Raw genomic sequence first — 25,310 nt, 5'->3', positions numbered from 1 at the left:
TAATAGATTATTCAATCTTCTAATTATTTCTCAACCGGGCAGAAAACAAGTATACTACTAGGTTTCGAGTTACACGATTGAATTATTATGAAATTGTTGCGCGGGATTCAACATTTTTCTGCTTTTGATAAAGGAGTGGTGGCTACTATTGGTAATTTTGATGGCGTACATTTAGGTCATCAAAATCTTATTAGGACTTTAAGAAAAAAAGCTAATGACTTAAAGTTGCCTTTAGTCCTTATTCTATTTGAACCACAACCAAGAGAATATTTTCAACAGGAGAAAGCACCTGCTCGACTCTCCAGTTTAAGAGAAAAATTAGATGCTTTACGCGCATGCCAGATTGATTATATATACTGTTTAAAATTTGATAGTATATTAGCGCAAACATCAGCGGCTGATTTTGTCCGTACTTATTTATTTTCTACACTCAATGTGAAATATCTGCTCATAGGGGAAGATTTTCGTTTTGGTAAAAATAGAGAAGGTGATGTGAGCTTATTGAAAAAACTTAGCTCGGAATTTGCTTGTGATGTGAATATCTATTCAAATTTTTGTATTAATGAAAATCGAATCAGCTCAACGCGAATTAGAACAGCATTACAACATGGCGAGCTAGATACGGCCTCTAAATATCTGGGTAGACCTTATAATATTTGTGGGCGTGTATTACATGGAGATGGACGAGGACGTCAGTGGGGGATTCCTACAGCGAATCTGGCTCTTCATCGAACTTCGCTACCTTTAAAAGGGGTATTTGCAGTCCAGGTTCGAATTGCTAACAAAATAATATATGGTGTTGCTAATGTTGGGCGCCGTCCTACCGTGGATGGCAGCAAGAATATTTTGGAAGTGCATTTATTCGATTTTGATCAGTCAATATATGGTGAATTATTGCAGGTCTTTTTCTTGCACAAATTACGTGATGAGGTTAAATTCACTTCGGTGGATGCTTTAATTGCACAGATTTATGATGATATTGCGGTGGCGAAAGAATTCCTCAAGAATTGTAATGAAATTACCTCTATATCAAAGCTAGGTGTAGATTTGGGTGCAGATTGAATAAAAACATTTGGAAGGGCTGGGATGATGTGCGGTCTTTCAAAATATTTTTCACATAATATGCACCAAATGCGAGCTATATCCTGATACGGGGTGAGTAGTCACCAAAAGTTTAACGATTTTGCAGAGCGAACTCTTATGGCAGAATACAAAGATACATTAAATCTTCCTAATACTTCATTTCCGATGAAGGCAAGCCTAGCTACTCGAGAGCCTGAGGTTTTGGCTGATTGGCAGGCAAAAAAAATATATGAAAAAATCCGTAAAGCCCGCACTGGAAGTAAGCGCTTCATTCTGCATGATGGTCCTCCTTATGCGAATGGTCACTTACACTGCGGTCATGCGTTAAATAAGATTCTTAAAGACATTATCGTTAAATCAAAATCACTCAGTGGATATGATGCACCCTTTGTTCCTGGATGGGACTGTCACGGGTTACCGATTGAGCTTAATGTAGAGAAAAAAATAGGCCGAGTTGGTGATAAGGTATCTGCTCGAGAGTTTCGTACCAAATGTCGTGAATATGCTGCGAGCCAAATTGATATTCAGCGCGATGAATTTCAAAGACTTGGAGTTTTTGGCGATTGGTATAATCCTTATGTCACAATGGATTTTCGTTATGAAGCCAATATTGTTCGTGCATTGGGCCTAATCATCAAAAATGGTCATTTGCAACAAGGTTTTAAACCAGTACATTGGTGTATTGATTGTGGTTCTGCTTTAGCTGAGGCAGAAGTTGATTACGATGAGAAAACCTCTTCATCGATTGATGTCGCTTTTTTTGCAGTAAATCCCGAAGAATTTATTCATTTGTTTCAAGTAAAGGCAGAATTAAAACCACTGGGTCTTCCTATTTGGACAACGACTCCATGGAGTTTACCTGCTAATGAAGCGGTATGTTTGCATCCCGCAATTGACTATTCTTTAGTAGATACGGGCGATGCATATTGGATACTTGCTACTGATTTGGTTGAATCGGCGATGGCTCGTTATGGGATGACGCAATATACCATTCGTGGCTCGGTAAAAGGAAAGGTATTTGAACATTTGAAATTGAAACATCCTTTTTATAATCGCTTTGTTCCTGTGGTATTAGGTGAGCATGTAACTACTGAGTCCGGTACTGGATGCGTACATACCGCGCCTGCTCATGGACCAGACGATTACTTAGTTGGTAAGGCATATAATTTGCCTTTGATTAATCCAGTTAAAGGAAATGGTTGTTTTGCTGATGATGTTGAACTATTCGCAGGTCTTTCTGTATTAAAGGCTAATGATACTATTTTGGGTGTTTTATCTGAAAAAGGCGTCCTTTTAGCTAAAGAAAATATTAGACATAGTTATCCTCATTGCTGGCGTCATAAATCACCGATGATTTTCTTGGCTACGCCTCAATGGTTTATTTCTATGGATAAAAGCCAATTAAGAGAACATATCGTTAAAGAAATTGATAAAGTAACTTGGGTTCCTGATTGGGGTAAGGCTCGTATTAGCAATATGGTTGAAAACAGACCTGATTGGTGTATATCAAGACAAAGAGCATGGGGCACTCCTATGCCTTTATTTGTACATAGCGCGACGCGTGAATTGCATCCTAATACACTTGAGCTTATTGAAAAAGTTGCTTTACTTATTGAGAAAGCAGGGATCGATGCCTGGTTCGAAATGGATGTAAAAGAGTTACTTGGGGATGATGCTGAGTTTTATGAGAAAATTAATGATACCATGGATGTTTGGTTTGACTCAGGTGTAACCCATTTTGCTGTTTTGAAACAAAATGAAGCTTTGGCTTTCCCAGCAGATATTTATTTTGAGGGCTCAGATCAACATCGCGGTTGGTTCAATTCTTCATTAACCACTTCCGTAGCCATGTATGGTGTTGCTCCTTATAAAACCGTGTTAACTCATGGCTATACCGTGGATGCTGAAGGTAAGAAGCTTTCTAAATCTAAAGGAAACTATGTTGCTTTAGATAAATTAGTCAATCAACATGGTGCTGATATTTTACGTTTATGGGTAGCCTCTACGGATTATCGACATGAAGTGAGCATTTCAGATGAAATTATTAAAAGAAATGCAGATGCTTATCGCAGAATTCGTAATACAGCTCGCTTTTTACTAGCAAATTTATTTGATTTTGATCCAACAAAGGATTGTGTACACGATAAAGATCTTTTGGAGTTGGACAAATGGGCATTAAAGCGAACTCAGCTCTTACAAGAAGAAATTATAGAAGCCTATGAAGGCTATCAATTCCATATTATTTACCAGAAAATTCACAATTTCTGTGCAGTAGATATGGGAAGCTTTTATCTGGATTTAATTAAGGATAGACAATATACCACTGCAAAAGAAAGCAAAGCCCGACGTTCCTGTCAAACTGCAATGTATCACATCATTAGGGCCTTCACTCTTTGGTTAGCTCCTATATTATCCTTCACAGCCGAGGAGATAGGGCGCTATATACCTGGTTATAATCAAGAATCAGTCTTTACTGAACTTTGGTATGATGCTTGGCCAAATATTGATGATGTGAATATGACGGATTGGGATGAGCTGCATTTAATCCGTGATGAAGTAAATAAGGCTTTGGAAGAAACACGTCAAAAAGGAGAAATCGGTTCTGCATTAGCTGCAGAGGTAACTTTATATGCGGACAACAAAGTCTTACCTAAACTGACTCGTTTAGGCGAGGAGTTGCGCTTTTTATTAATTACATCAGATGCAGCTGTACACCCCATGAGTTCAGCTCCTTCCGGTCTGCCTACTACGGCATATGGTGTCTCGATTGCTGTTTCAGCAAGTACGTATGAAAAATGTGCTCGTTGCTGGCATAGACGGCCTGATGTTGGGCAAGATATGCAACATCCTGAGCTCTGTTTACGTTGTGTTGGTAATATCAGTGGACAAGAGGAAGAGAGACAATTTATATGAAAAAATGGCCATGGTTTATTCTGAGTCTTCTAGTAGTTATTAGTGATCAAGCGAGTAAATACTTAGTGGAGTTTTTTTTAACTCCTTATAAACCATTAGCAGTTTTTCCAATGTTTAATTTTACTTTGGCTTATAACTCTGGCGCAGCTTTTAGTTTTTTAAGCGGCGCCGGAGATTGGCATCGATGGTTTTTTGCCGGCTTCAGTTTAATAGTGAGTGGTATCCTTGCTATCTGGTTATATCGTACTGAAAGTCAGGCTAAGCTACTTTTGGCAGGAATCAGTCTTATTTTAGGCGGAGCAATAGGTAATTTGTTTGATAGAGCATATCATGGGTATGTTATTGATTTTATTGATGTCTATTATAAGCACCACCATTTTGCTACTTTTAACATAGCAGATAGTGCGATTTGTATTGGGGCTGCATTTTTTATTTTGGATTTATTGATTAATAAAAATAATTAATTAGATTCTAAGCAGGCTTTGTTTGTATTGGTATTTCTTCGAAGTGTTCTTCACTTAACACTTCTTGTGCTTCTTCTTTTAGCTTCTTAAAATAAGTTGAAATTTCTTTTTCTTTTTGAGGTTCATCGCTGATGCCTAATACCTCTTTCATTTTATTCAAACGAATTTCAAGGGATTCCTCATTTAGCGCTTCTTTTAACTCGTTAAACATTATTTTGTAAGATGATGAAAAAAAGGATAATAGGGTATGACCTAGGGTATTTTCTTTGGTGTGAATGAATTTTGACACCAATTCAATGGCACTCGATTGTTGAAGATTCAATGCTTTGGCCATTTGATTAAGGCTTAATTGGAGCCCCAATATATTAGACTGAGCTCGAGCTACTGAGTGCTCCAAAGTGGCGATTTTTTTGGCTGCTGGTAAGTCAGGGGGTAAAGGTTGAGATGTAAGACTTATTGTATTACTGGCTTCATTTAGGAATAATCTAAAAGTTTCTTCTACATCAGTACAATCCACAAGTTTCTTCAATAGTTCTATTTTTTCCTGAATGTTTTTAAGCGATTGAATCATTTTCTTCTGTTTTTCTAAACTCTTATTCAATTGCTCAATATCGCTATTTATCTTTGCCAATGCATTTGTCGATTTATGACCTATAACATCAGCAAGCTCTTCTTCTAAGACATCCATTTTGGTCTTTTTTAATTCCGCTAAATTTTTTAATTCATCCTCTATGCTGTGTATAAGTTGAGTAGGTCGTTCTGAATCTACAATTGATTTTTGCGCTTCAATTTGTGCGTGTATTACTTGTAGCGGTTTAATCGCTGCATCGCTTTTGCTACGCAACAACTCCAAAGAAATCATATTACTCGGAACCCCTCCAATAAATTGGGGTAGGCCCCAACTCCCTGTCCATAATATTGAGATGGCTTGTTCGCGATATGAGCCATGTTGGTATTTAAAATATTCGTTCCATCCAGGACGCTCATTTTCGGGAACATCAAGGTCGTTCAAAAGTTGATTAAATTTTGTTTGGGTATCATATTGTTTCCAAAATTCACTCATTGGGTCTTTGCTGCTTGCCGATGGTGGATCCTTTAATAATTGTTGCAATTGAGTTATTCGCGCAAATTGTGCTTGTGGGAAGGTCCGTATATTTTGCTGAATTTGCTCTTGTTTCTTTTTTAAGTGTTCTAATTGTTCTTTGAATTGTCGATATAAAATTTCTTCTTTAGGAGCCAATTCTTTTAGGGGATCAATTACTTGAATTGAAGGGGGCTTTTTAATGTCTAATTTGTTTTTTAATTCATTGAATTTATCAATCAGCTGAACTTTTATGATTCCCATTTCATCTTTAAATTTTTTAGGCGCTAGAGGTGAGCTGGATAATTTTTCTTCAAGGGAGAATACCGAAGCGTAAAGTGCCAATAGAACATCATGTTTGGTTCGCTCACCTTGATTGATGTCATATTTTTGAATCCAGCCTTTCATTCCATTTAGAATATTATTTATTGCTTCTTCATTAAGTGTTAATCCAAATCCTATTGAACCAAATTCATTGACCCAGCCATTACTGAAACCAGATAAAAGCATATCAATGGAAGCGATTTCTGGATGATCTTTAGGTAAATCTTGTTTTCTTTCGATTGCTAATGCTGCTAAAGTAAAAATTAAAGTCCAACTACGTTTTTTACCACTGTTATTTTCAATTTTGGCAGACATACCTCCGGTTTTTTCTTTCATTTCTTTGGCAATATGATCTAATTGTTGGGCTAGAGGAATTGCTTTACATTGGTTAATAAAATCAACAAGCGATGTTTTTATTCCTTGTTTGTATTTATCAAATGCAGGATCAATTTTAGTTTTTCCCTTATAGGTAGAAAGAGTCGCTATTGTTTGATCTAATATAACTTCAGTAAGCATAGTAGAAGCCTATAATCACAGTGATTCTCCTAATTATAGGCTTGATAACATTAAGGAAAGATTAGCTATAAGTATCTTACTTAAGATTTAAAAACTAAAATTATGCCAAAATACTTGTAGTGAGCGCATCCAGCTGTTTTGTATCAGGATTATGTATACTCACCGCTGCTACTGAGGGTAAATTAAGAAAATGTTCTGCTTCTTCCCATTCAATTTCAGCTGGGAATAGTTTTAAGTGAGGAAGACATTTATTTAAAAGCGTACAAAAAGCTAAGTCAGCGGGGAAAGGGCGGACGTGTGCAAACCCCAGACTCATCACTGCCATTGCTTCAGAAATTGTAGCAACCCCAGGTAAGTAATTGAATGAGTAAACATTGGCTGTTTGTGCAATTGCTGGCAAGTAACCAGGACTGGTAGCAAAATGTACCCCTGCCTGATAGCAGTTTTCGAGTTGTTGTGTATCAATCACACCACCGGCACCGATTTTAAGAGAAGGACAACGTTCGACTGCTTGGGATAATAATTTTTGATCTGTTGAATTAATTTCAACTAAATCGAAACCGGCTGCTTTAATTTGTTCTAACCGTTCAAACAAAAAATTGTCTACATCCAGTGATATAATTACAGATTGCTTTCCCAGTAACTTATCTAAGATCATAGTGAGTCCTACAGTGATGTATTTTTTTAGTAAACTTTGGTTAAGTCACAAAGTTTAATGTTAGAAGAGTTAGTGTGTGTTGGCAAGTATATTTGTGAATCTTATTTTAAGAAATTAGGGATATTGATTAGTTTCCCGGAAGGTGATTCACTTTATTTAAAAAAGTACCCGAGAGTTCTGACAAATGTACTCGGGTATCTTTTTCTATGATAAAGTTTTAGGCACTTGGTGTAGTATTAAATGGTGAAATAGGTGTCTGTTCCCGTTGTGCTACTGGACTTTCTTCTGAAGTGACATTAGGTTTATAGGCCTCTTCGAATTTGGCCATATGTTTCAAGAAACCATTCATCGCTACCTCTGGAACGGGTGCTCTTCGTAACATACCCATAAGTTTTTGCTTTAGCGCTTCTGGGCTAAATTTGTCCATTTCATTTTTTTTGTCCTCTGACATATTTTTCTTAGCTTCTTTCTTAGCTTCATCCGTAAGAAATTTATCTAAATCTTTTTGGACACTGGGATCCTGTATTGTTTGAACTTTAGAAAACAAACTGCCCCAAGTAGGTTTGGGGCCATTACTTATAGTTTGTACAAACGCAGCAGCATTAAAAATCTGTGGTGATGGCGTGGGCGCTGAGGACATCTTAGGTGATTGTGTTGGGTTTGGCATAGGAGTGATGCCAAGACCAATGTTTTGAGTTGTAATTGTTGATCCTGGCGACTGCATAGGTACATCAGGGGTGGCTTTCAGGGCTTGTTCTGCATTGCTGCGAGCAGCTTGCATTAAATTAATTTGGTTTTGTACCATTAATTTTTCAGCTTTGTTTTTTGCAATAAGTGATGAGTTATGATCTAATTCTTCATGTCTTACATCTTTTACTACATCTTTTACAACTTTAATGTCTCTTTTGGCCAGTTGGAAATCTTCTTTTGCTTGATTTAGAGCTTGGGTATCCATTGATTTTAAATCTTGACCCGCTTTCAGAAGGTAGTAATTTCCATTTTCATCGCGTTCAACTTTTTGTCCTTTAGAAAGAACAAAGGCGGCATCTTTATAGGTAACAGGGACGCCATTGGCATCCTTAGTATTCCCGTTAATATCAGCAAATACTTTTGGATCTTCATTTTTTTTGCTGGATCGGGTCGCTAGTATATCTTCTAAACTTGCTATTTTTAAACTTAAAGTATTGAGGTGATTTCCTAATCTCTGAACTTCTTTATCTGTTACACCGTGTTCCATCATCTTGTCTGCGGTTTCGTCCGCTTCTTTTTGGAGTGTTTTAATCTGTTCTTTGATTTGCGCGTCTGTTTCTACTTCAAAACGTGCTGCATTAAAGTCTTCTAAGCCTTTATCATAAGTATCATATTTTTCAGTAATCATTTGCCGATCAGCTTCTAACTTTTTTGAACGGTCTGTAAGAGCTGCGTGATCGTTTTGTAGTTTCGCTATAGATTTAGTGTACCCATCGATAGTATCTTTAGTGGCTTGGTTAGGCTCAGTAGCGGTTTTTTTAGGTGTACTTGGCTCGTTAGATTTACGAGTTTGCTCCTGCTGCATTTGAATTATTTCCTGTCGTGCTTTTTCGGATTCTTCTTCTTCTCCAAGTAACCAATGAAATATTAAAGCCCTCTTACGTTCTTGCAACAAAATTTGTTCGTATATTTGCAGTTGCTGCTCTTCCTCAAAAACTCTTTCTCGCATTAATTCAGCTCCAATTTCATGCGTTACAGTTTCTCCTGCTGGTGATAATAAGAAGATTTTTATATCGTTAGGATTTCTCAAACCAAAATTACTTAGATCTATTGTAGAAGGATTAGCATCAAGTTCCTCATTTGAAGACGAAGAAAATCTCAGCTGTTGTGCTTCTTGTTTTGAATAAATAGACTCGTCAAGCTCTTTAAAAATCAAATTATCTTGAGAAACGATGGGTTCTAAGGTTTCTTTTAATTGCGTCATATGTACATATCCTCATTCCACATCTTAATTTAATTATATACAAGATTGGTCAATAAATCAGCATGAATTGCAAGCTAATGCTTTGATAAGCATGCTACATACTATAGTTAATTATTTCTTCTTGGGAAGAAGTTTTTGCCCTACTTTTCGAATTTTTTACTGCCAATATAGGAGGATGGTGAGTAATAGGTTCATGATTTTTTTCTTTTAATGGTGAATCATTTCCGTTGTCTAGGAGCGTTTGTAATAGGCAATGACTCTTTGAATGCGGGATTAATTCGTAACGTCTCGGATCACTTGAATAATATTCCGCATCATTCAAAGTAGTATGTGATTTTAGATCTTCCTCTGCAAATGCCCAATAATATAAATCGCCGCGTTGACTTTCTATAAACGATAATAAGGTTTGTTTTAATGCACTCGCTTGATTATCGATCCAATTGCAAATCGAAGTGACCCCTTTTGCACTAGTGCTAAACAAAAATCCAAAAGAATGATCCCAGACTTCGCCAATTGCGCTGATAATACTTCCTACAGAATAGGCAAGAATACGTGTTATAGGATCCAAGATAGTAAGTGCTATGCGAGCAGAGAAAGAAATAAAATCCAAAATGGGTAATATAATCAGGTTTTTTATTAATTGTAATAATGGAATGCATAGAGCACGAACCATATTAATACAGAGATTGACCAATGGATTATCAGAAAAATGGTCAAGCGGCCAGGTGAAACCATAAAGTGGTGATAATCTAAAATTGGAGATTAAATTCTCTGAATGTGGTCTTGCTGAAAAGAAAAGGAATAATTCTCCTATAGCACTGATATTTCCAAGAATAGCAAGTATTTTAGTCAGTAGATTTGTAACGCCACGAAATGGGACATGAATAAAAAGAGCGCTGACTTCGATAATTGGAATGGTGAGGAGCGCTAAAATAAAATCAGCAGAGGCTGCAAGAATTTGTTTACTGACGCTCTTAAGAAGAACTCCACTTTTTTGCCAACCTCTAAGAAATCCTTCATGAAATCCATAATGATAGCTTTCAAAAAAAGGAGCGATACATAGCTTTCCTAAAGTAACAAAGCCTTTACACAACCACTTACAGGTACCCAGGAACCAATCATCACCAGGATGCATAATTGTATCATAAATTGCTGCGCCTCCTTTTCCACCTAAAGCGGCATAATTGGTGTAAGGAAAATCCCCCATTTCACGTCCCAAGGAGGGAATTGCTTTAGTTAATCCATAACCGAGGCTAAGTGCTAATGAAGCGATAATCGCAATTTCTGCCGGATCTTCTTTGAGTATATTGAACGCTTCAACAAAGAATTTATCCAAATTTCCACCTGCTACGACGCTTTGCCAGTACGTCATTGATGCAGAAATCGCTTCAGAGATTGTTCCATGACTCATCCAGTGAGCCAGTTTTTGTGTTGGTTCAATCCCCGCAATTAAACCATGTAAGTGCAATTTAGTTAAAATTGATTTAAGGAACTCGGGAGCAAGTACTGCTCCACCGCCGTATGCATAGGCAGCCATTGCTAAAGTCCCGATCAACGGATTTTGCTCGCTTACGTCAATGAAAAAACTGGCTATATGGCGTATTATTTCTAAGGTTCGATGAAGCGGATTATCATAAGCATGGTGACTTGGTGGGTGATTGGGGCGAGCAATAATGTAAGGGCTATTGCTAATTTGCTCTTTAATAAATTCTTCTAAAGTTTGGCCATTAGCTAAAAGTCCTTTATTTTCCAATGCTGAGCTTAGTGAATTTCTTGCTTTGTTGTTTTTGCTTTTTAGTTCTTTAAGCTTATCTAATTTTGGGATGTGTGTGTCGTGTATATGGCTGAAAAAATCATCACGCAGATCATGGATAATAAAGTGATGCATGCTTTTATAGAACTTATAGAAAAACTGAGGTATACGTGAAATAAACGCATTAAGCTTGAGACTAACACGTTCTGGTAAGTAGAGATGACGTTTACTGATTTGTCCTAAGGTATATAAATCTTGTCCCTCTGGCAAAGGGTAGAAGAGCCCCTCATGAACAAAATAGCGTAATTGCATTATTTTGTTTTCCTGTCTGATTAGGATAAGCTCTTCCTCAGCAATAATGGCCCAACTACCATGTGGCAGTTTACTGATCCTTTTTTTTGCTTTTTTTGTGGTATCAGCAAATATTGGTGGGCTGGTACTGTTAATGAATTGGCGTATTAGAGTGGGTAAATCGGGGTAACCTTTTTGTGGAAATCCTTGTAGCCTATAGTAGGGAGTAATCTTTGTTATCGTTAAGCCATCTAATCGTTGCACTATTTCTGTTTTGTGTTCTGGTTTCTTATCAATTGCCAGATAATTGATCCAATCATGGCCATCTCGCCACAATTTATTAAAAAAAGCTGCAAGTTGTGCAAATCGATTTGCAGGGATATTGCTCAAGGTTCCAGCTGGGGATAATTTGTAATAGCTACAAATGACTTTAAATGCATCATCCAAATCTTTAGTGTTATGTCCTATATGAAGCTCGCTATCCCAGACAAGGCATGGTTGTTTTGCTTCATGATTTTTTACGATATGCCTGAAATCCATTTGATCTTGTCGTGACACAGAATAGACACGATTAAAAGAATAATGTTGTGCTGTTTTATGGGCTTCGTAAAGAAAGTTTCCCAAAGTGCCTTCGGATACCAGAGGAGAAGTTGCTAACAAGCGATTTTGATCGGAATAGTGGCCAATAATTTTAATCACTTGTTTTCTTAATGCCTCATGACCTTTATGATCTTGACTGGTTAATCGTCGCTCTTCTTTTAATAATTTTTTTAAAGAATCAATGCATTCATTAGCAAACTTCAATTTTTGTTCTTGTGTCGAAGTTAGCGGCTGGCTATAGCTTCCTGAGCGTATGCGGTAGCGATGAACTTTACTAATAACATTCGCTACTAATGAAGACGATCGATCACCTGGAAGTAGTTGAATCACCTCCGGTTTATACGTAAATAACATAAGCTGCACTGTTTTTTTATCATGATTAGCGATTAAGCGCAGTCTGTCTCCTCCTGGAAGAAGGTATTCCATATTGTAATGACCGTATACTACTGTTCCGGCTTCGTTACTGAATGGACTCCCTGTTATGGTGGGCAGTGCTTGATGACTAGAGGGGGTAATGGCTAAGGGAACGATAAGTTGAGTGCGGCCTTTTGATGTTACAAAATAAGACATTGGAACTATCCTTTGTTCACATACTGCACAGGATACTTGGTTTTTTAATGAAATATCAAGTAGAAATGCTACAATTCTGGAAATTTTATGGTGTCACTGATAAAATGTTTTAAAAATAAACAGGAATCTATTTTAATGATTAGTTATTGTGGTTATATCGCTTTAGTTGGCAGACCTAATGTAGGTAAATCAACACTTCTTAATTGTATTATGCAGCAAAAAGTTAGCATTACCTCAAGAAAGCCACAAACAACTCGGCACAGTATTTTAGGGATCCGTACTGAAGGTGATTACCAATTTGTTTATGTAGATACCCCTGGAATTCACCAAGGGACTAAAAAAGCAATGAATCGCATGATGAATAAAACTGCGATTAGTGTATTGCGGGATGTTGATGTGATTGCTTTTTTAGTTGATGGAACCCATTGGCAAGACGAGGATGAGTACGTTTTGAATTTAGTAAAGCAAGCCAAAGTACCGTGTATTTTAGTAGTGAATAAAGTAGATAAAATTGATGATAAGACTCAGTTGTTACCTTGGATAGAACAAATAAGTCAAAAACATGAATTCGCAGCAATCATCCCTATATCCGCAAAAACAGGAGTACAGGTCGATGAGTTGCAAGAAAAACTACAGAATTATTTGCCAGAGGGACCTCATTTATTTCCAGATGATCAATTGACGGACCGACCCATAAAATTTCTATGCGCGGAATTGCTGCGAGAAAAAATTTTCCGCTTTTGCGGACAAGAATTACCTTATTCTGTTACTGTAGATATTGAATCCTTTAAGGATGAAGGCACGCTCGTGCGTATTCATGCACTGATTCTTGTGGATAAAGACAATCACAAACGAATGATCATTGGTGATAAGGGACAGAAACTAAAAGAAATGGCAACGAATGCACGAGTGGACATGGAAAAACTATTAGGCAAAAAAGTCTTCTTACAGTGCTGGTGTAAGGTAAAATCAGGCTGGTCGGATGACGAGCGTATATTAAAACAATTAGGTTATGACCACTAGGACAATAGCAGCTTGGGTTTTACACAAAAAATGGTCTGGGGATACTAGTGCTCAAGTCAGTTTTTTTACGCGTGAGTTAGGCGTAATTCAATGCCTTTATAAGGGTGGGCGTACCCCAAAAAAGCAAGCCCTTTTACAACCTTTTACCCCACTATGGATCAATCTTGCCGAGCGTCGTGATCGATATTATGTACAAACTGTTGAAAGTACTTCCCCATCACTTCAGCTTATAGGTAGCTCACTTTTCGCAGGTTTATATATAAACGAAATTCTTTATTATGCTTTAAGTCGCAATTATTCTGATTCGGCATTGTTTGATGCTTATTTATTTACTTTAAATGGCCTAACATTAGCAAAAGAACGATTAGTCATTGAAGCGTTATTAAGACGTTTTGAGTGGACTTTGCTGCATGCATGTGGTTATTCCTTTTCATTAACACAGGAAGCAGGTAGCGCAAATTTGATTGCTCCTGATTCATATTATCAATTTGTTGCCGGTGAAGGTTTTATTCGCGACAGCCGGGGAATTTCGGGTGCACATATTCTTGCATTGGCAGAAGATAAATTAAATGAGGCTCCTTATCTTAAATCAGCAAAAATTATTATGCGCCAAGCGATCGATCATCTTCTGGGGGGGCGAGAGATTAAGACACGTGCTTTGTATCTTGCTGAGTGAAAGAAACAGTGAAGGGTGTATGAATTCATAGAATTGTTACTGCATTAAACTAATGCAACGAATATATATGTTTTCAAGCAACTTGAGTTTAGGTCAAAAGGGACTTTATACTCTTTATTTTATTTGTAAGGTGTAGAATGAATAAGTCAATACTCTTGGGGGTTAATATTGATCATATAGCAACAGTACGTCAGGCACGTGGTACCCGTTATCCTGATCCTGTTCAAGCAGCTATGGATGCGGAAGAAGCAGGGGCTGATGGTATTACTTTGCATATGAGAGAAGATCTAAGACATATTCAAGCGCGTGATGTACGTTTGATTAAACAAGTTTTGCAAACGCGAATGAATCTTGAGTTGGCAGTTACCGAGGCGATGCTTGATTTTGCCGAAGAAATTTTACCTGAGCATTCGTGTTTGGTACCGGAAAAGCGTGAGGAATTAACTACAGAAGGTGGCCTGGACGTAATAACGTACCAGAAATCAGTAGAGCACGCTGTGCGACGTTTGGAATCTATGGGTAGTGAAGTATCTTTATTTATTGATCCAGATCGTGAACAGATTAAGGCTGCAGCAGATATCGGTGCTCCTGTTATTGAATTACACACCGGATGTTATGCTGATGCTACGGATGTAGAACAGCAGCAGTATGAATTAGGGCGTATAAAACACGCCGCGGAATATGCTGTAAGTTTAAATTTGATTGTTAATGCAGGCCATGGTCTTAACTATCATAATGTGCAAGCTATAGCCGCCATAAAAGAATTACATGAACTTAACATAGGCCATGCAATTATTGCCCGTGCTTTATTTTGCGGTATGAAAGAGGCAGTAAGACACATGCGTCAACTAATGCAGGAAGCAAGACTTTATGTCAACATCTGACGTGATTGTTATTCGTATTACTGGAGATTCAGGTGATGGGGTGCAACTGGTGGGGGAACAACTCACTATTAGCGCCGCACTTACCGGTCGTGATGTGCGGACCTTACCTGATTTTCCTGCAGAAATTCGGGCTCCAGCAGGTACTGTAGCGGGGGTTTCTGGTTTTCAATTGGCAATGGCGGAACATGCTATTTTCACTGCAGGTGAGTCGCTTGATGTGCTTGTTGCATTAAATCCAGCCGCATTAAAAAATTCCTTGCAACATCTAAATCAAGGCGGTTTGTTGATTATTAACGAAGACAGTTATCAAGAAAAGGATTGGCAAAAAGCGGGAATGGATAAAAGTTTTCTCGATAATTGTGCCGAACATTACCAAATTGTTTCATTTCCTTTAATCACCCAAACTCTTCAAGCCGTATCTTCGCTTGATTTGACGAAACCGCAAGCTACCAAAACCAAAAATTTTTACGTTTTGGGTTTGGTTTTATGGTTGTTTGATTTGACAACTACTGCATGCGAGTCGTTTATTGCTAAAAAATTCAAAGCGAATGCTGTAGTTGCTAAAGCCAATCAATTGGCTTTATTAGCTGGATACAATTATGCAATGACTTTAGAGTTAACTCGCCGAGACTATATGTTAGGTGAAGTTAATCGAGCTGTAGGGGATTATCGACAAATTACAGGTGTTGAAGCAGTAGGCTTAGCACTTGCTACACTGGCTACGTCTACACAAATACCGACCTTGGTTTCCGGATATCCAATTACTCCTTCTTCAGCAATCCTGCATGAGTGTGCACGATTATCTGATTTTGGAGTACAACTTTTGCAAGCAGAAGATGAAATTGCGGCAATTTGTGCTTGTATCGGAGCTGCATATGGCGGGAGATTGGCTTTAACTACAACTTCTGGACCTGGACTGGACCTAAAAAGTGAAAGTTTGGGTTTAGCTGTAGTCGCTGAATTACCTTTAGTCTTGCTCGATGTTCAACGAGCAGGAGCTTCAACGGGTTTACCAACGAAAACGAGTCAAAGTGACTTGCGACAAGCGCTTTATGGACGTCATGGTGAGGCACCTTTACCGGTACTTGCAGCACATTCGGCTGCTGATTGTTTTTATACTGTTTTAGAAGCATTTTATCTAGCCATTAAATATATGACTCCAGTAATTGTTTTATTGGATGCTTATCTCGCAAATGCTGCTGAGCCATGGAAAATCCCTGAGGTCGCCTCTTTAAAATTACCTCAAGTTAAATTTAACCGTTTTCCAAAACCGTTTGCTCGTGATGAGTTTTTAAGTCGTAGTTGGAATAAGCCCGGTACTCCAGGGTATATTCACCAGTTGGGAGGCTTAGAAAAACAAGGTGAAGAGGGGCGAGTAAGTTATGATGCTGAAAATCACCAAAAAATGGTTCATTTACGTCAACAGAAAATCGATGGAGTTGCACAAGAGTATGCTCCTTTAACGATTGAAGGGGATGTTAATGCATCAACCATTTTAATTGGCTGGGGAAGTACTTACGGCAGTTTAAAATCAGCTGTGCAGGAATGTTTGGAACAAGGATTGGCGATTGCTTACGTCCATTTACGTCATCTGAATCCCTTGCCCAATGATTTAGGTGCTATTTTGAAAAAATACGATAGGGTATTGGTCGCCGAATTAAACTCTGGACAATTATGCCAAATTATTCGTGCTACTTATTTAGTTGATGCACGAGTAATCAGTCAATCGAATGGTCAGCCTTTTACGGTGAGTCATCTGGTGAACATTATAAAAGCGGAAGCGAACTATGAACAACAATTATAAACGTGAAGATTTTGCCAATGCAAACGAAGTTCGCTGGTGTCCAGGCTGTGGGGATTATGCAATTCTAATGGCCCTGCAAAAAATGTTGCCTGAGTTGGGATTACCGCCAGAACAGCATGTGTTTATTTCCGGAATAGGTTGTGCAGGCCGATTACCTTATTATATGAATGCTTATGGTTTTCATACCATCCATGGTCGAGCTACTGCGGTGGCAACGGGATTAAAAGCCTTGAGGGATGATTTGTGTGTGTGGGTAATCACTGGAGACGGGGATGCTTTAAGTATTGGAGGCAATCATCTGATCCATATTTTACGTCGTAATGTAAACGTGAATATTTTATTATTCAATAATCAGGTATATGGCCTTACCAAAGGTCAATTTTCACCAACATCACAAAAAGGTCAAGTGACAAAAACCTCCCCCAAAGGAGTAGCTAATGAACCAGTGAACCCGCTTTCTTTAGCGTTAGCGGCGGGGGCTAGTTTTATAGCTCGTGCAGTAGACAAGGACCCGGTTCATTTAGGTTCCATATTAAAGCAAGCTCAGGAACACCAGGGCTGTTCTTTTGTGGAAATTTATCAGGATTGTAATATTTTCAATCATGGTGCTTTTGATGAGTTTGCGCTTAAAAGCAATCGAGCAGAGAACACAGTACTATTAGAAGAAGGGCAACCTTTACTTTATGGTGCGCAAAAAGAGAAAGCATTGCATGTAAAGGGAGAAGAGTTCGCTCGTGTTTCAGCAGAAGAAACGGATATTTATCGACATGATCCAAGTAGTTTTGCTGCTGCGATGCGACTTGCTTCTTTATCTTTTCCGGAGTATCCAGTTCCTTTAGGTGTTTACTACCAGAAAACCCGGGACTTGTTTGCCTTGCCTCAAGAAGTCAAAAAGACTGTAAATGACTTACCCGAACTATTTAGGGCAAAAGCTAGTTGGCAACAAAGTTAATTAGAGTGCTACGATTCTTAACTTAATGATACTAACATTACGTTAAGAATTCCCCTCATCCGCCCTTGTGGGCATCTTCTCCCTTGTAAGGAGAAGGGATTCAACGTATTTGAACTTTGGTGGAGCGCCATGCTTCAAGAGCAGCCAAATACGGCTTTTCGATGATACTGCGTGAATATGTGCCAAAAAAAATCCCGGCAAAAACTAACCGGGATTCAGGTAGAGGAGAACGATAACTAGTCGCGGCCTGAAAATGCACTTAGTATATTAAGCAAGCTTACGAACAAGTTATAAATTGATACAAAAAGACCTACTGTAGCTGAAATATAATTCGTTTCGCCCTCATGAATAATTGCACTCGTTTGCATCAGAATTAATCCTGAAGAAATAAGTATAAAAATGGCTGAAATGGCTAATTGTAGCGCCGGCATATGAATGAAAATTCCTGCAATCATTGCCAGTAAAGCAACCATTACACCAACAAAAAGAAATCCGCCTAGGAAGCTAAAGTCTTTTTTAGTGGTTAATGCATAAGCGGATAGTGCAAAGAAAATGATTCCAGTACCACCTAAGGCAGTTGCAATTATTTGCGGGCCATTAGAAAAGTGGCTGATATAAAAGTTAAGCACAGGACCTAAGGTATAACCCAGGAATCCAGTGAAGGCAAAAACACTGACCAGTCCCCAAACGCTATTTCGTAATGCTTGAGTCAAAAACATTAAACCATAAACGCCAACTATCATCAGAAGAGGATTCATTGGGCGCGCGCCGCTCGTAAGAGATAAAAGGGCCATACATGCACTGAATAAAAATGTAAGACCGAGTAATAAATAGGTATTACGCAGTACCTTATTGCTTGAGAGTGCAGACTCACTACTTCGCGTAAGAATAGTGACATTATTTCGGTTCATTGTTTAGAGCTCCTCTATGTTTATATTTAGTCTAGCATATCTATGGGACAGTTTCCCATATTTCAAGTTTAAAACGAATTATTTTTGTTTTGAGGTTCTACAGTACTATAGTAGTATTATAAATAAATTTTGATAGAACAAGTAGGGCTGGTTAGTGCAGTATGAATTATTGTAACTTGGGCTCAGTCAGAAGAACCTGAGTTAATCGATTCATATCAAAAGCCCCAGCTCAGCTGGCGCTCCACAAACCAAGATTACGCGAAAAATCTCGACATTTTTGATGTCATAAATTTTAGGATTTATTATGGCACGAGCAGCATTAGTACAAATGGTTTCCTCAGCAGGAGTTGCTGATAACTTACAACAAGTAGAACAATTAATGACCCAAGCTCGTGAAGAGCAAGCCGAACTTGTACTCCTGCCTGAGAATTTTGCGTTCATGGGGATTCATGAAACAGATAAATTGCAGATTGGCGAAGGGTATGGCGCTGGTCCTATACAACAAAAAATCAGTCAATTGTCAAAAAAATTAGGCTTATGGGTAATCGCGGGGACTATTCCTCTTAAAAGTTCAGGATCTAAAGTACGTGCCAGTTGCCTGGTATATGATGATCAAGGGAAGTGTGTAGCGCGTTATGATAAGATTCATTTGTTTGATGTAAACGTCTCATCAAATGAAACATATCAGGAGTCAATGTCCATTGAACGCGGACATGAGCTGGCTCTTGTGGAAACTCCAGTGGGAAAAATAGGACTAACGGTTTGTTATGATCTACGTTTTCCAGAGCTTTATCAACAGCTGATGTTGCAAGGGGCGCAGGTGTTTACGGTTCCTTCTGCCTTTACGGCTATAACTGGCCTTGCGCACTGGGAGGTATTATTGCGAGCCAGAGCCATTGAAAATTTATGTTATGTTTTGGCAGCAAATCAAGGGGGGCGACATGAAAATGGACGAACCACTTTTGGTCATAGCATGATTGTTGATCCTTGGGGAAAAATACTCACTCAAAAAGAAACGGGTGCTGGAGTGGTGACAGCAGATATTAATTTACAAAACCAAAGGGAAATACGCCGAAAATTCCCCTGTATAGACCATCATGTATTAAACTTATAAGAGAAATACTATTTTTGTTCGCAAAAACCAATAGACACTATTTTATTTATTAAAGGTAATTAAATGACAGAAGCTCTTACTACAGCAAAAAAGATTTTACTAGCTCCTGCAGCACTGGATGAAACGGGTATAGAAAAATTATTTAAAACAATGATGCATCATCATATTGACGACGCTGATCTCTATTTTCAAAGTTGCAGTTATGAATCCTGGTATTTGGAAGATTCGGTGGTGAAAAGCGGGAGCTACTCCTTAGATCGAGGGGTAGGAATTCGCGCCGTTAGTGGTGATAAAACAGGATTTGCTTATTGTGATGATATTTTATTACCTTCAATGTTGCGAGCTGCCGATGCCGCTCGTTCTATTGCACTGACTGGTTCCAAACCAATTCAATCGATTCATGTAAAAGGGGCAGCTGTAAGTCGCTACCAAGGCTTAAATCCAATTGAAGGTATGAGTAAACAAGAGAAAATTGCTTTATTGGAGGCGATTGATAAAGAAGCCCGTAGTATTGATCCCCGTGTAATTCAGGTAAATGCTTCATTAAGTGGCTGCTATGAAGTTGTGATGGTCGCTGGAATGAATGGACAAATGATTGCTGATGTTAGACCACTAGTGAGCATTAATGTAAGCGTTATTGTAGAAGACAAAAATGGAAGAAGGGAATCAGCGCGCTCTGGTGGCGGTGGACGAGTACCTTATTCCTATTTTTACGAAAAAGAAAATGCCTTAAGTTACGCTCGAGAGGCAGTACGCGAGGCCTTGATTAATCTGGAAGCAAAACCTGCACCAGCAGGAACAATGCCTGTGGTTTTGGGCCCAGGATGGCCGGGAGTTTTATTGCATGAAGCAGTAGGACATGGTTTGGAAGGAGATTTTAATCGCAAAGGATTATCTGCCTTTTCGGGACGTATTGGCCAACAAGTAGCTGCTCCAGGTGTTACTGTGGTTGATGATGGGACTTTGAAGGACAGAAGGGGCTCTCTAACTATTGATGATGAGGGCACGCCATCACAATGCACTACATTGATTGATAATGGTGTTTTGGTGAATTACATGCAAGATAAGTTAAATGCCAAATTGATGGGTATGAACTCTACAGGTAATTGCCGTCGTGAATCTTATGCGCATGTACCTATGCCCAGGATGACGAATACCTATATGTTGGCAGGACAACATGATCCCGAAGAAATTATTCGCTCTGTACAACGTGGTTTATACGCGGTTAATTTTGGTGGTGGACAAGTTGATATTACCTCAGGTCAATTTGTATTTTCTGCTAGCGAAGCTTATCTTATTGAGAATGGCAAAATTACTGCGCCAGTCAAAGGAGCCACACTCATCGGCAATGGTCCGGATGTGATGAAGAAAATCAGTATGATTGGAAATGATTTGGGCTTGGATCGAGGAATAGGTGTTTGTGGTAAAGAAGGACAATCCGTTCCAGTTGGAGTGGGGCAACCTACTTTGAAAATCGATGCATTGACAGTCGGTGGAACAAGTTAAATAGGTCGTCAGTAGAATACCTGGGTGAAGCGAAGCGGAACCCGGGTTTTTTGAGCACAATGATACCTGGGTTCGGCTATCCCTTCACCCAGGATTTATCTGACTAAAAACTTAACCTCTCAAACCAGCAGGAATTCGAACACTGATGGAGTTATTGGTTTGTGATTGTACTGTGCCTCCCATACCATTCGTGACAGTGTATGCTGTGGTAAATCTGGGATCTGCGGGATTATTGCTTTGATAACTACAAATAATGTTTCCAGATGCACTATTATAAGTCACTGAATCATTAAAATAGTTAATTAAATTAGCGGGAACATCTTGAACAGAGCCGGTAGAACGAAAGTATACTTGTAGTGTTTGAGATAATACGTATTCTACACCGTAGCCACCAATATAGTTTCCAAAATGGGTTACAGCGTTTGGTCCTTGAGTAGCAGGACAATAGACATTTATGTCATATGCAGTAGGATCTGCCATTGCAATTCCAGGAATGAAACTAGAAAGTAATAATAATGAGCTTAAAGAAAAATTCTTAATCATAATAGTTCCTTCTATATATTAATTAAAAAACAATGACTTATTTTTAGATTGGCGACTAAGATTGTTAATTAATTAAGTTAGGGTTGTCAATGAAAAAGATCTAAGGGTTTACTTCATCCTCTTCTAAAAACCGGAAAAGCGATTGCTTGCGGTTATTCAACAGGGTCTCAAAAGATCATCCATGCCTTGCTCGGAAGTCCTCTCTAGACTTTGTTCTCTCCAGTTAATTTATTAAGCAAGGAGGTGATTTCAAAAATTCGCTCTTCTGAAGAAGTGCTATCTAGGTTAAAACGTAAGCGCTGCGGTCCTTCCATTTGATATCTTTTGGCATGGACTTGAATTAAATGAATCAAAGTGCCTGGATCAATAGAAGGTTTTTCATTAAAGTCCAGCTTCCCTTGCTGGGCTCCAGCACTGATTTTTTGAATACCCATTTGTTCCGCTTTTAATTTTAATTCGGTAATCAATAATAAATGTTTAACTTGTGGTGGTAATAAACCAAATCGGTCAATCAACTCAATTTGTAAATCATGCAATTGTTCTTTACTTTTTGCATTTGCAATTCGTTTATACATAATGAGTCGGTTATGAATATCGGGAATGTATTCCTCAGGGATAATGGCGCTAATTCGTAAATCTATCTCAGGCCCTTGGTGCATTGGTGCAGATAACTCTGGCGTTTTTCCTTCTTTTAAATCATGGACTGCTTTATCAAGCAGCTCCATAAATAAATTAAATCCAATGGCCTGCATGTTTCCGCTTTGTTCCTCTCCTAAAAGCTCACCTGCTCCGCGAATTTCCATATCATGAGTTGCCAATGTGAATCCTGCACCCAGATCCTCCAATGAGACAATCGCTTCTAAACGTTTGACTGCATCGGCAGTTAAGACTTTTTCATGGGGGGTAAGCAAGTAGGCATAAGCCTGATGATGAGAGCGGCCAACGCGTCCACGTAACTGATGTAATTGGGCTAAACCAAATTTATCAGCTCGATCTATAATAATTGTATTGGCGGTAGGAATATCAATACCCGTTTCAATGATGGTGGTGCAGACTAATACATTAAAACGATGGTGATAAAATTCAGACATTACCCGTTCTAACTCGCGTTCACGCATTTGTCCATGAGCACTGCGGATTTTTGCTTCTGGGACTAGGGTTTGTAAATCCTGGCATACTCGCTCAATTGTTTCTACATTATTATGCAAGAAGAATACCTGACCACCTCTAAGAATTTCTCTTAAAATGGCTTCACGGATGGTTGGGTCTTTTTTCTCCTGCCAAAAGGTTTTAATTGCCAGACGTTTGGCAGGGGGTGTTGTCATCAGAGAAATATCTCGGATTCCAGCCATAGCCATATTCAGTGTTCTTGGAATTGGGGTAGCAGTCATGGATAAAATATCAACATGAGTTCGCAGCGCTTTAATGTGCTCTTTTTGTTTGACACCAAAACGATGCTCTTCATCAATAATGAGAAGGCCTAAATTTTTAAAAGCAATATTACTTTGAAATAATTTATGGGTGCCTATGACGATATCCACTGTGCCGGATTTCAAAGAAGCAAGAACTGTCTCTGTTTCTTTATTTGAACGGAAGCGTGAAAGTAATTCGATATTGATGGGAAAATCAGCAAATCGGTCTCGAAAGGATTCAAAATGTTGTCCCGCCAAGAGAGTAGTAGGCGCAAGAATGCAAACTTGTTTATTACTTTGTACTGCAACAAAAGCAGCTCGCATTGCAACTTCGGTTTTGCCAAAACCTACATCCCCACAAATCAAACGATCCATGGGCCTTGGAGATTCCATGTCTCTTATGATTTGCTCAATTGCCTGTAATTGATCGGGAGTCTCGGTAAAAGGGAACGCACTGGCAAATTTAACATATTCACTATGATCTATTTGATATTGGTATCCTGGTTGCGCTTCTCTTTTGGCGTAGAGGTCCAGTAATTCGATCGCGACATCATGAATTTTTTCAACGGCCTTTTTCTTCTCCTTTTGCCATTGATCCGACCCTAGTTTATGCAAAGGGGCATGTTCACTATCCATCCCCGTGTAACGGCTTATAAGGTGGAGGGAGGTTACCGGGACATAAATTTTATCTTCACCCGCATAGGTAAGAACTAAAAACTCACTGGCAAACCCGTTGGATTCGATATGTTGTAGGCCTTGGTACCGTCCGACCCCGAACTGCAAATGGACTACCGGAGCGCCAACACGGAGTTCGTCCATATCACGGATAATTAAATCGGGATCAATTGTTTTTTGCGTACCACGTCTTTGTGGTGTGCTTTGCTCTCCAAATAATTGAGACTCAACAATGATTACGATCTGGCTTTGTTTTAATTCACATCCATAAATAAGATCCCCTGTGCTGATGTTGACTGGGGCCGTATCATTAATAAAATCCTGCCATGAAGATTGTACTTTAGCGGAAATGCCACTTGGTTTTAGCAAATCAAGTAAGACCTCACGTCGTCCAGCACTTTCGACCACAATTAAATAGCGACGCGTCGAATCAGCACAATATTCGCGAAGTTGACTTAAAGGTTCTTGGGTTTTCCTGTCTATAGGTAATTGAGGACCGGGTACGATATCAAAATTAACCACAGCCCCTTTCTTATCTGATGGATTTTGGAACAAACGAAGTTGTTCATAGGTATTGGCTTTGGTTAATAATTCAATTGGATTAATGAAACACGCTTGAGGCGATAAAATAGGCCTACTGATATCATATCGTCTTTGTTCAAAGCGCTCATTCAATTCTTGCCAGAATTGTTCTGCATTATTTTGAATGTTTTCGATTAAACAAACTTTCGCATGTTCCGGTAGATAATCAAAAAAAGTAACGGTTTTTTCAAAAAATAAGGGTAAATAGTATTCGATCCCCGAAGGAAACTGACCTTCACTGATTGCTTCATAAATAGGGCACTGGCTGGGATTTCCTGGAAATAACTCTCTAAAAGCTCGTCGAAAGAGCAATTGACTTTGTTCATTTAAAGGAAATTCTCGGGCAGGTAACACATTGATTTCTTTAATTTTTTCTATAGTGCGCTGGGTTTCAGTATCAAATTCCCTTAAACTTTCAATTTCATCATCAAAAAGTTCAATGCGAAATGGTAAACCCGAACCCATGGGATAAACATCAATAATTGAACCGCGTAGGGCAAACTCTCCATGTTCAAGTACTTTATTAACGCAATGATAACCGGATTGTTGTAATTGGTTACGAAAAGCACCCAAATCCAGTTTTTGGCCTTCTTTAAGCATCAGAGCATATTGATTTAAAAATTCCGGTGGGCAAAGCCTATGCATTAATGTGCTTGCCGATGTGATGACAATTGCATCGGTTACTTGTTGAATACGACTTAAGGTATATAAGCGTTCAGAAATAATGTCCTGATGTGGAGAAAACTGATCGTAAGGAAGTGTTTCCCAATCAGGAAAAAACAATAACTCTTGAGGTGTAGTGGTGTTGAGGAAGAAGTTTAATTCTGCCTGTAACTGATTTGCACTGAGATTGTCTTGGGCAATCAATAACTTAATTCCAGGAGTTTGTTGACAATACTCAGCCAGTGCAAGTGCTAAGCTACTTCCATGGAGTTGTCCCCATATTTGTTTGGCCTGTGTTGGTTTATAGAGTAAGGTTTTGATGGACATAGCTTAGGCAATCGGATTTAAAAGTTTTCGA

Annotated in this window: 17 protein-coding genes; 10 read left to right on the top strand and 7 right to left on the bottom strand. The window is 38.7% G+C overall.

Features of this window, described 5'->3' with window-relative positions; all coding sequences use genetic code 11:
- The first annotated feature begins 87 nt into the window (after window positions 1–87).
- From ribF to lspA, 3 genes are all read left to right on the top strand, one after another.
- Window positions 88–1,062, top strand: a complete 975-nt coding sequence (gene ribF / locus ACWTEW_RS07965; RefSeq protein WP_454781167.1) for a bifunctional riboflavin kinase/FAD synthetase — start codon at window positions 88–90, stop codon at window positions 1,060–1,062.
- Window positions 1,063–1,200: 138 nt separating this feature from the next.
- Window positions 1,201–3,996 (top strand): isoleucine--tRNA ligase, encoded by a 2,796-nt coding sequence (gene ileS, locus ACWTEW_RS07960; RefSeq protein WP_454781166.1) that lies wholly within the window; start codon window positions 1,201–1,203, stop codon window positions 3,994–3,996.
- Window positions 3,993–4,460: a signal peptidase II gene (gene lspA / locus ACWTEW_RS07955; protein WP_454781165.1), complete on the top strand. Its 468-nt coding sequence runs from the start codon at window positions 3,993–3,995 to the stop codon at window positions 4,458–4,460. The genes ileS and lspA overlap by 4 nt, the downstream gene beginning before the upstream one ends.
- Before the next feature lie 7 nt (window positions 4,461–4,467).
- On the opposite strand, the gene ACWTEW_RS07950 is transcribed toward lspA, so the two are convergent.
- The 4 genes from ACWTEW_RS07950 to ACWTEW_RS07935 all read right to left on the bottom strand — a co-directional run bounded on the left by ACWTEW_RS07950 (window position 4,468) and on the right by ACWTEW_RS07935 (window position 12,207).
- Complete coding sequence (locus ACWTEW_RS07950; RefSeq protein ID WP_454781164.1) at window positions 4,468–6,381, bottom strand: hypothetical protein; 1,914 nt, start codon at window positions 6,379–6,381, stop codon at window positions 4,468–4,470.
- Between the two features lie 100 nt (window positions 6,382–6,481).
- Entirely contained in the window at window positions 6,482–7,039 is a 558-nt protein-coding gene (locus ACWTEW_RS07945; protein ID WP_454781163.1) for a bifunctional 4-hydroxy-2-oxoglutarate aldolase/2-dehydro-3-deoxy-phosphogluconate aldolase, read from the bottom strand.
- Window positions 7,040–7,256: 217 nt separating this feature from the next.
- A complete protein-coding gene (locus tag ACWTEW_RS07940) occupies window positions 7,257–8,993 on the bottom strand; it encodes a coiled coil protein (RefSeq protein ID WP_454781162.1) in 1,737 nt (578 codons plus the stop codon).
- Between the two features lie 94 nt (window positions 8,994–9,087).
- The gene (locus ACWTEW_RS07935) at window positions 9,088–12,207 is read right to left on the bottom strand and encodes a hypothetical protein (RefSeq protein ID WP_454781161.1); all 3,120 of its coding nucleotides are present in this window, start codon (window positions 12,205–12,207) and stop codon (window positions 9,088–9,090) included.
- Window positions 12,208–12,342: 135 nt separating this feature from the next.
- Between ACWTEW_RS07935 and era the strand changes: the two genes are divergently transcribed.
- The 5 genes from era to ACWTEW_RS07910 all read left to right on the top strand — a co-directional run bounded on the left by era (window position 12,343) and on the right by ACWTEW_RS07910 (window position 17,546).
- Window positions 12,343–13,230, top strand: coding sequence for a GTPase Era (gene era, locus ACWTEW_RS07930; protein WP_454781160.1), 888 nt, complete (start codon window positions 12,343–12,345; stop codon window positions 13,228–13,230).
- Entirely contained in the window at window positions 13,220–13,906 is a 687-nt protein-coding gene (gene recO, locus ACWTEW_RS07925; protein ID WP_454781159.1) for a DNA repair protein RecO, read from the top strand. Before era ends, recO begins: the two co-directional genes overlap by 11 nt.
- A gap of 137 nt (window positions 13,907–14,043) precedes the next feature.
- Window positions 14,044–14,790, top strand: a complete 747-nt coding sequence (gene pdxJ / locus ACWTEW_RS07920; protein ID WP_454781158.1) for a pyridoxine 5'-phosphate synthase — start codon at window positions 14,044–14,046, stop codon at window positions 14,788–14,790.
- Entirely contained in the window at window positions 14,777–16,594 is a 1,818-nt protein-coding gene (locus ACWTEW_RS07915) for a 2-oxoacid:acceptor oxidoreductase subunit alpha (RefSeq protein ID WP_454781157.1), read from the top strand. The genes pdxJ and ACWTEW_RS07915 overlap by 14 nt, the downstream gene beginning before the upstream one ends.
- Complete coding sequence (locus ACWTEW_RS07910) at window positions 16,578–17,546, top strand: 2-oxoacid:ferredoxin oxidoreductase subunit beta (RefSeq protein WP_454781156.1); 969 nt, start codon at window positions 16,578–16,580, stop codon at window positions 17,544–17,546. The genes ACWTEW_RS07915 and ACWTEW_RS07910 overlap by 17 nt, the downstream gene beginning before the upstream one ends.
- 236 nt (window positions 17,547–17,782) lie before the next feature.
- On the opposite strand, the gene ACWTEW_RS07905 is transcribed toward ACWTEW_RS07910, so the two are convergent.
- Complete coding sequence (locus tag ACWTEW_RS07905) at window positions 17,783–18,457, bottom strand: Bax inhibitor-1/YccA family protein (protein WP_454781155.1); 675 nt, start codon at window positions 18,455–18,457, stop codon at window positions 17,783–17,785.
- A 304-nt stretch (window positions 18,458–18,761) separates the two neighbouring features.
- On the opposite strand from ACWTEW_RS07905, the gene ACWTEW_RS07900 reads away from it, so the two are divergent.
- The gene (locus tag ACWTEW_RS07900) at window positions 18,762–19,571 is read left to right on the top strand and encodes a carbon-nitrogen hydrolase family protein (protein ID WP_454781154.1); all 810 of its coding nucleotides are present in this window, start codon (window positions 18,762–18,764) and stop codon (window positions 19,569–19,571) included.
- 63 nt (window positions 19,572–19,634) lie between these two features.
- Window positions 19,635–21,077 (top strand): metalloprotease TldD, encoded by a 1,443-nt coding sequence (tldD, locus tag ACWTEW_RS07895; RefSeq protein ID WP_454781153.1) that lies wholly within the window; start codon window positions 19,635–19,637, stop codon window positions 21,075–21,077.
- A gap of 111 nt (window positions 21,078–21,188) precedes the next feature.
- Here tldD and ACWTEW_RS07890 read toward each other — a convergent pair whose 3' ends face one another.
- The gene (locus ACWTEW_RS07890) at window positions 21,189–21,620 is read right to left on the bottom strand and encodes a hypothetical protein (RefSeq protein WP_454781152.1); all 432 of its coding nucleotides are present in this window, start codon (window positions 21,618–21,620) and stop codon (window positions 21,189–21,191) included.
- 203 nt (window positions 21,621–21,823) lie between these two features.
- A complete protein-coding gene (gene mfd, locus ACWTEW_RS07885) occupies window positions 21,824–25,279 on the bottom strand; it encodes a transcription-repair coupling factor (RefSeq protein ID WP_454781151.1) in 3,456 nt (1,151 codons plus the stop codon).
- Window positions 25,280–25,310 lie beyond the last annotated feature (31 nt).

This window comes from Legionella stuttgartensis (genome assembly GCF_977063405.2).
The sequence above is the reverse complement of the archived record's forward strand: the minus strand, read 5'-3'. Positions and strand labels throughout refer to the sequence as shown.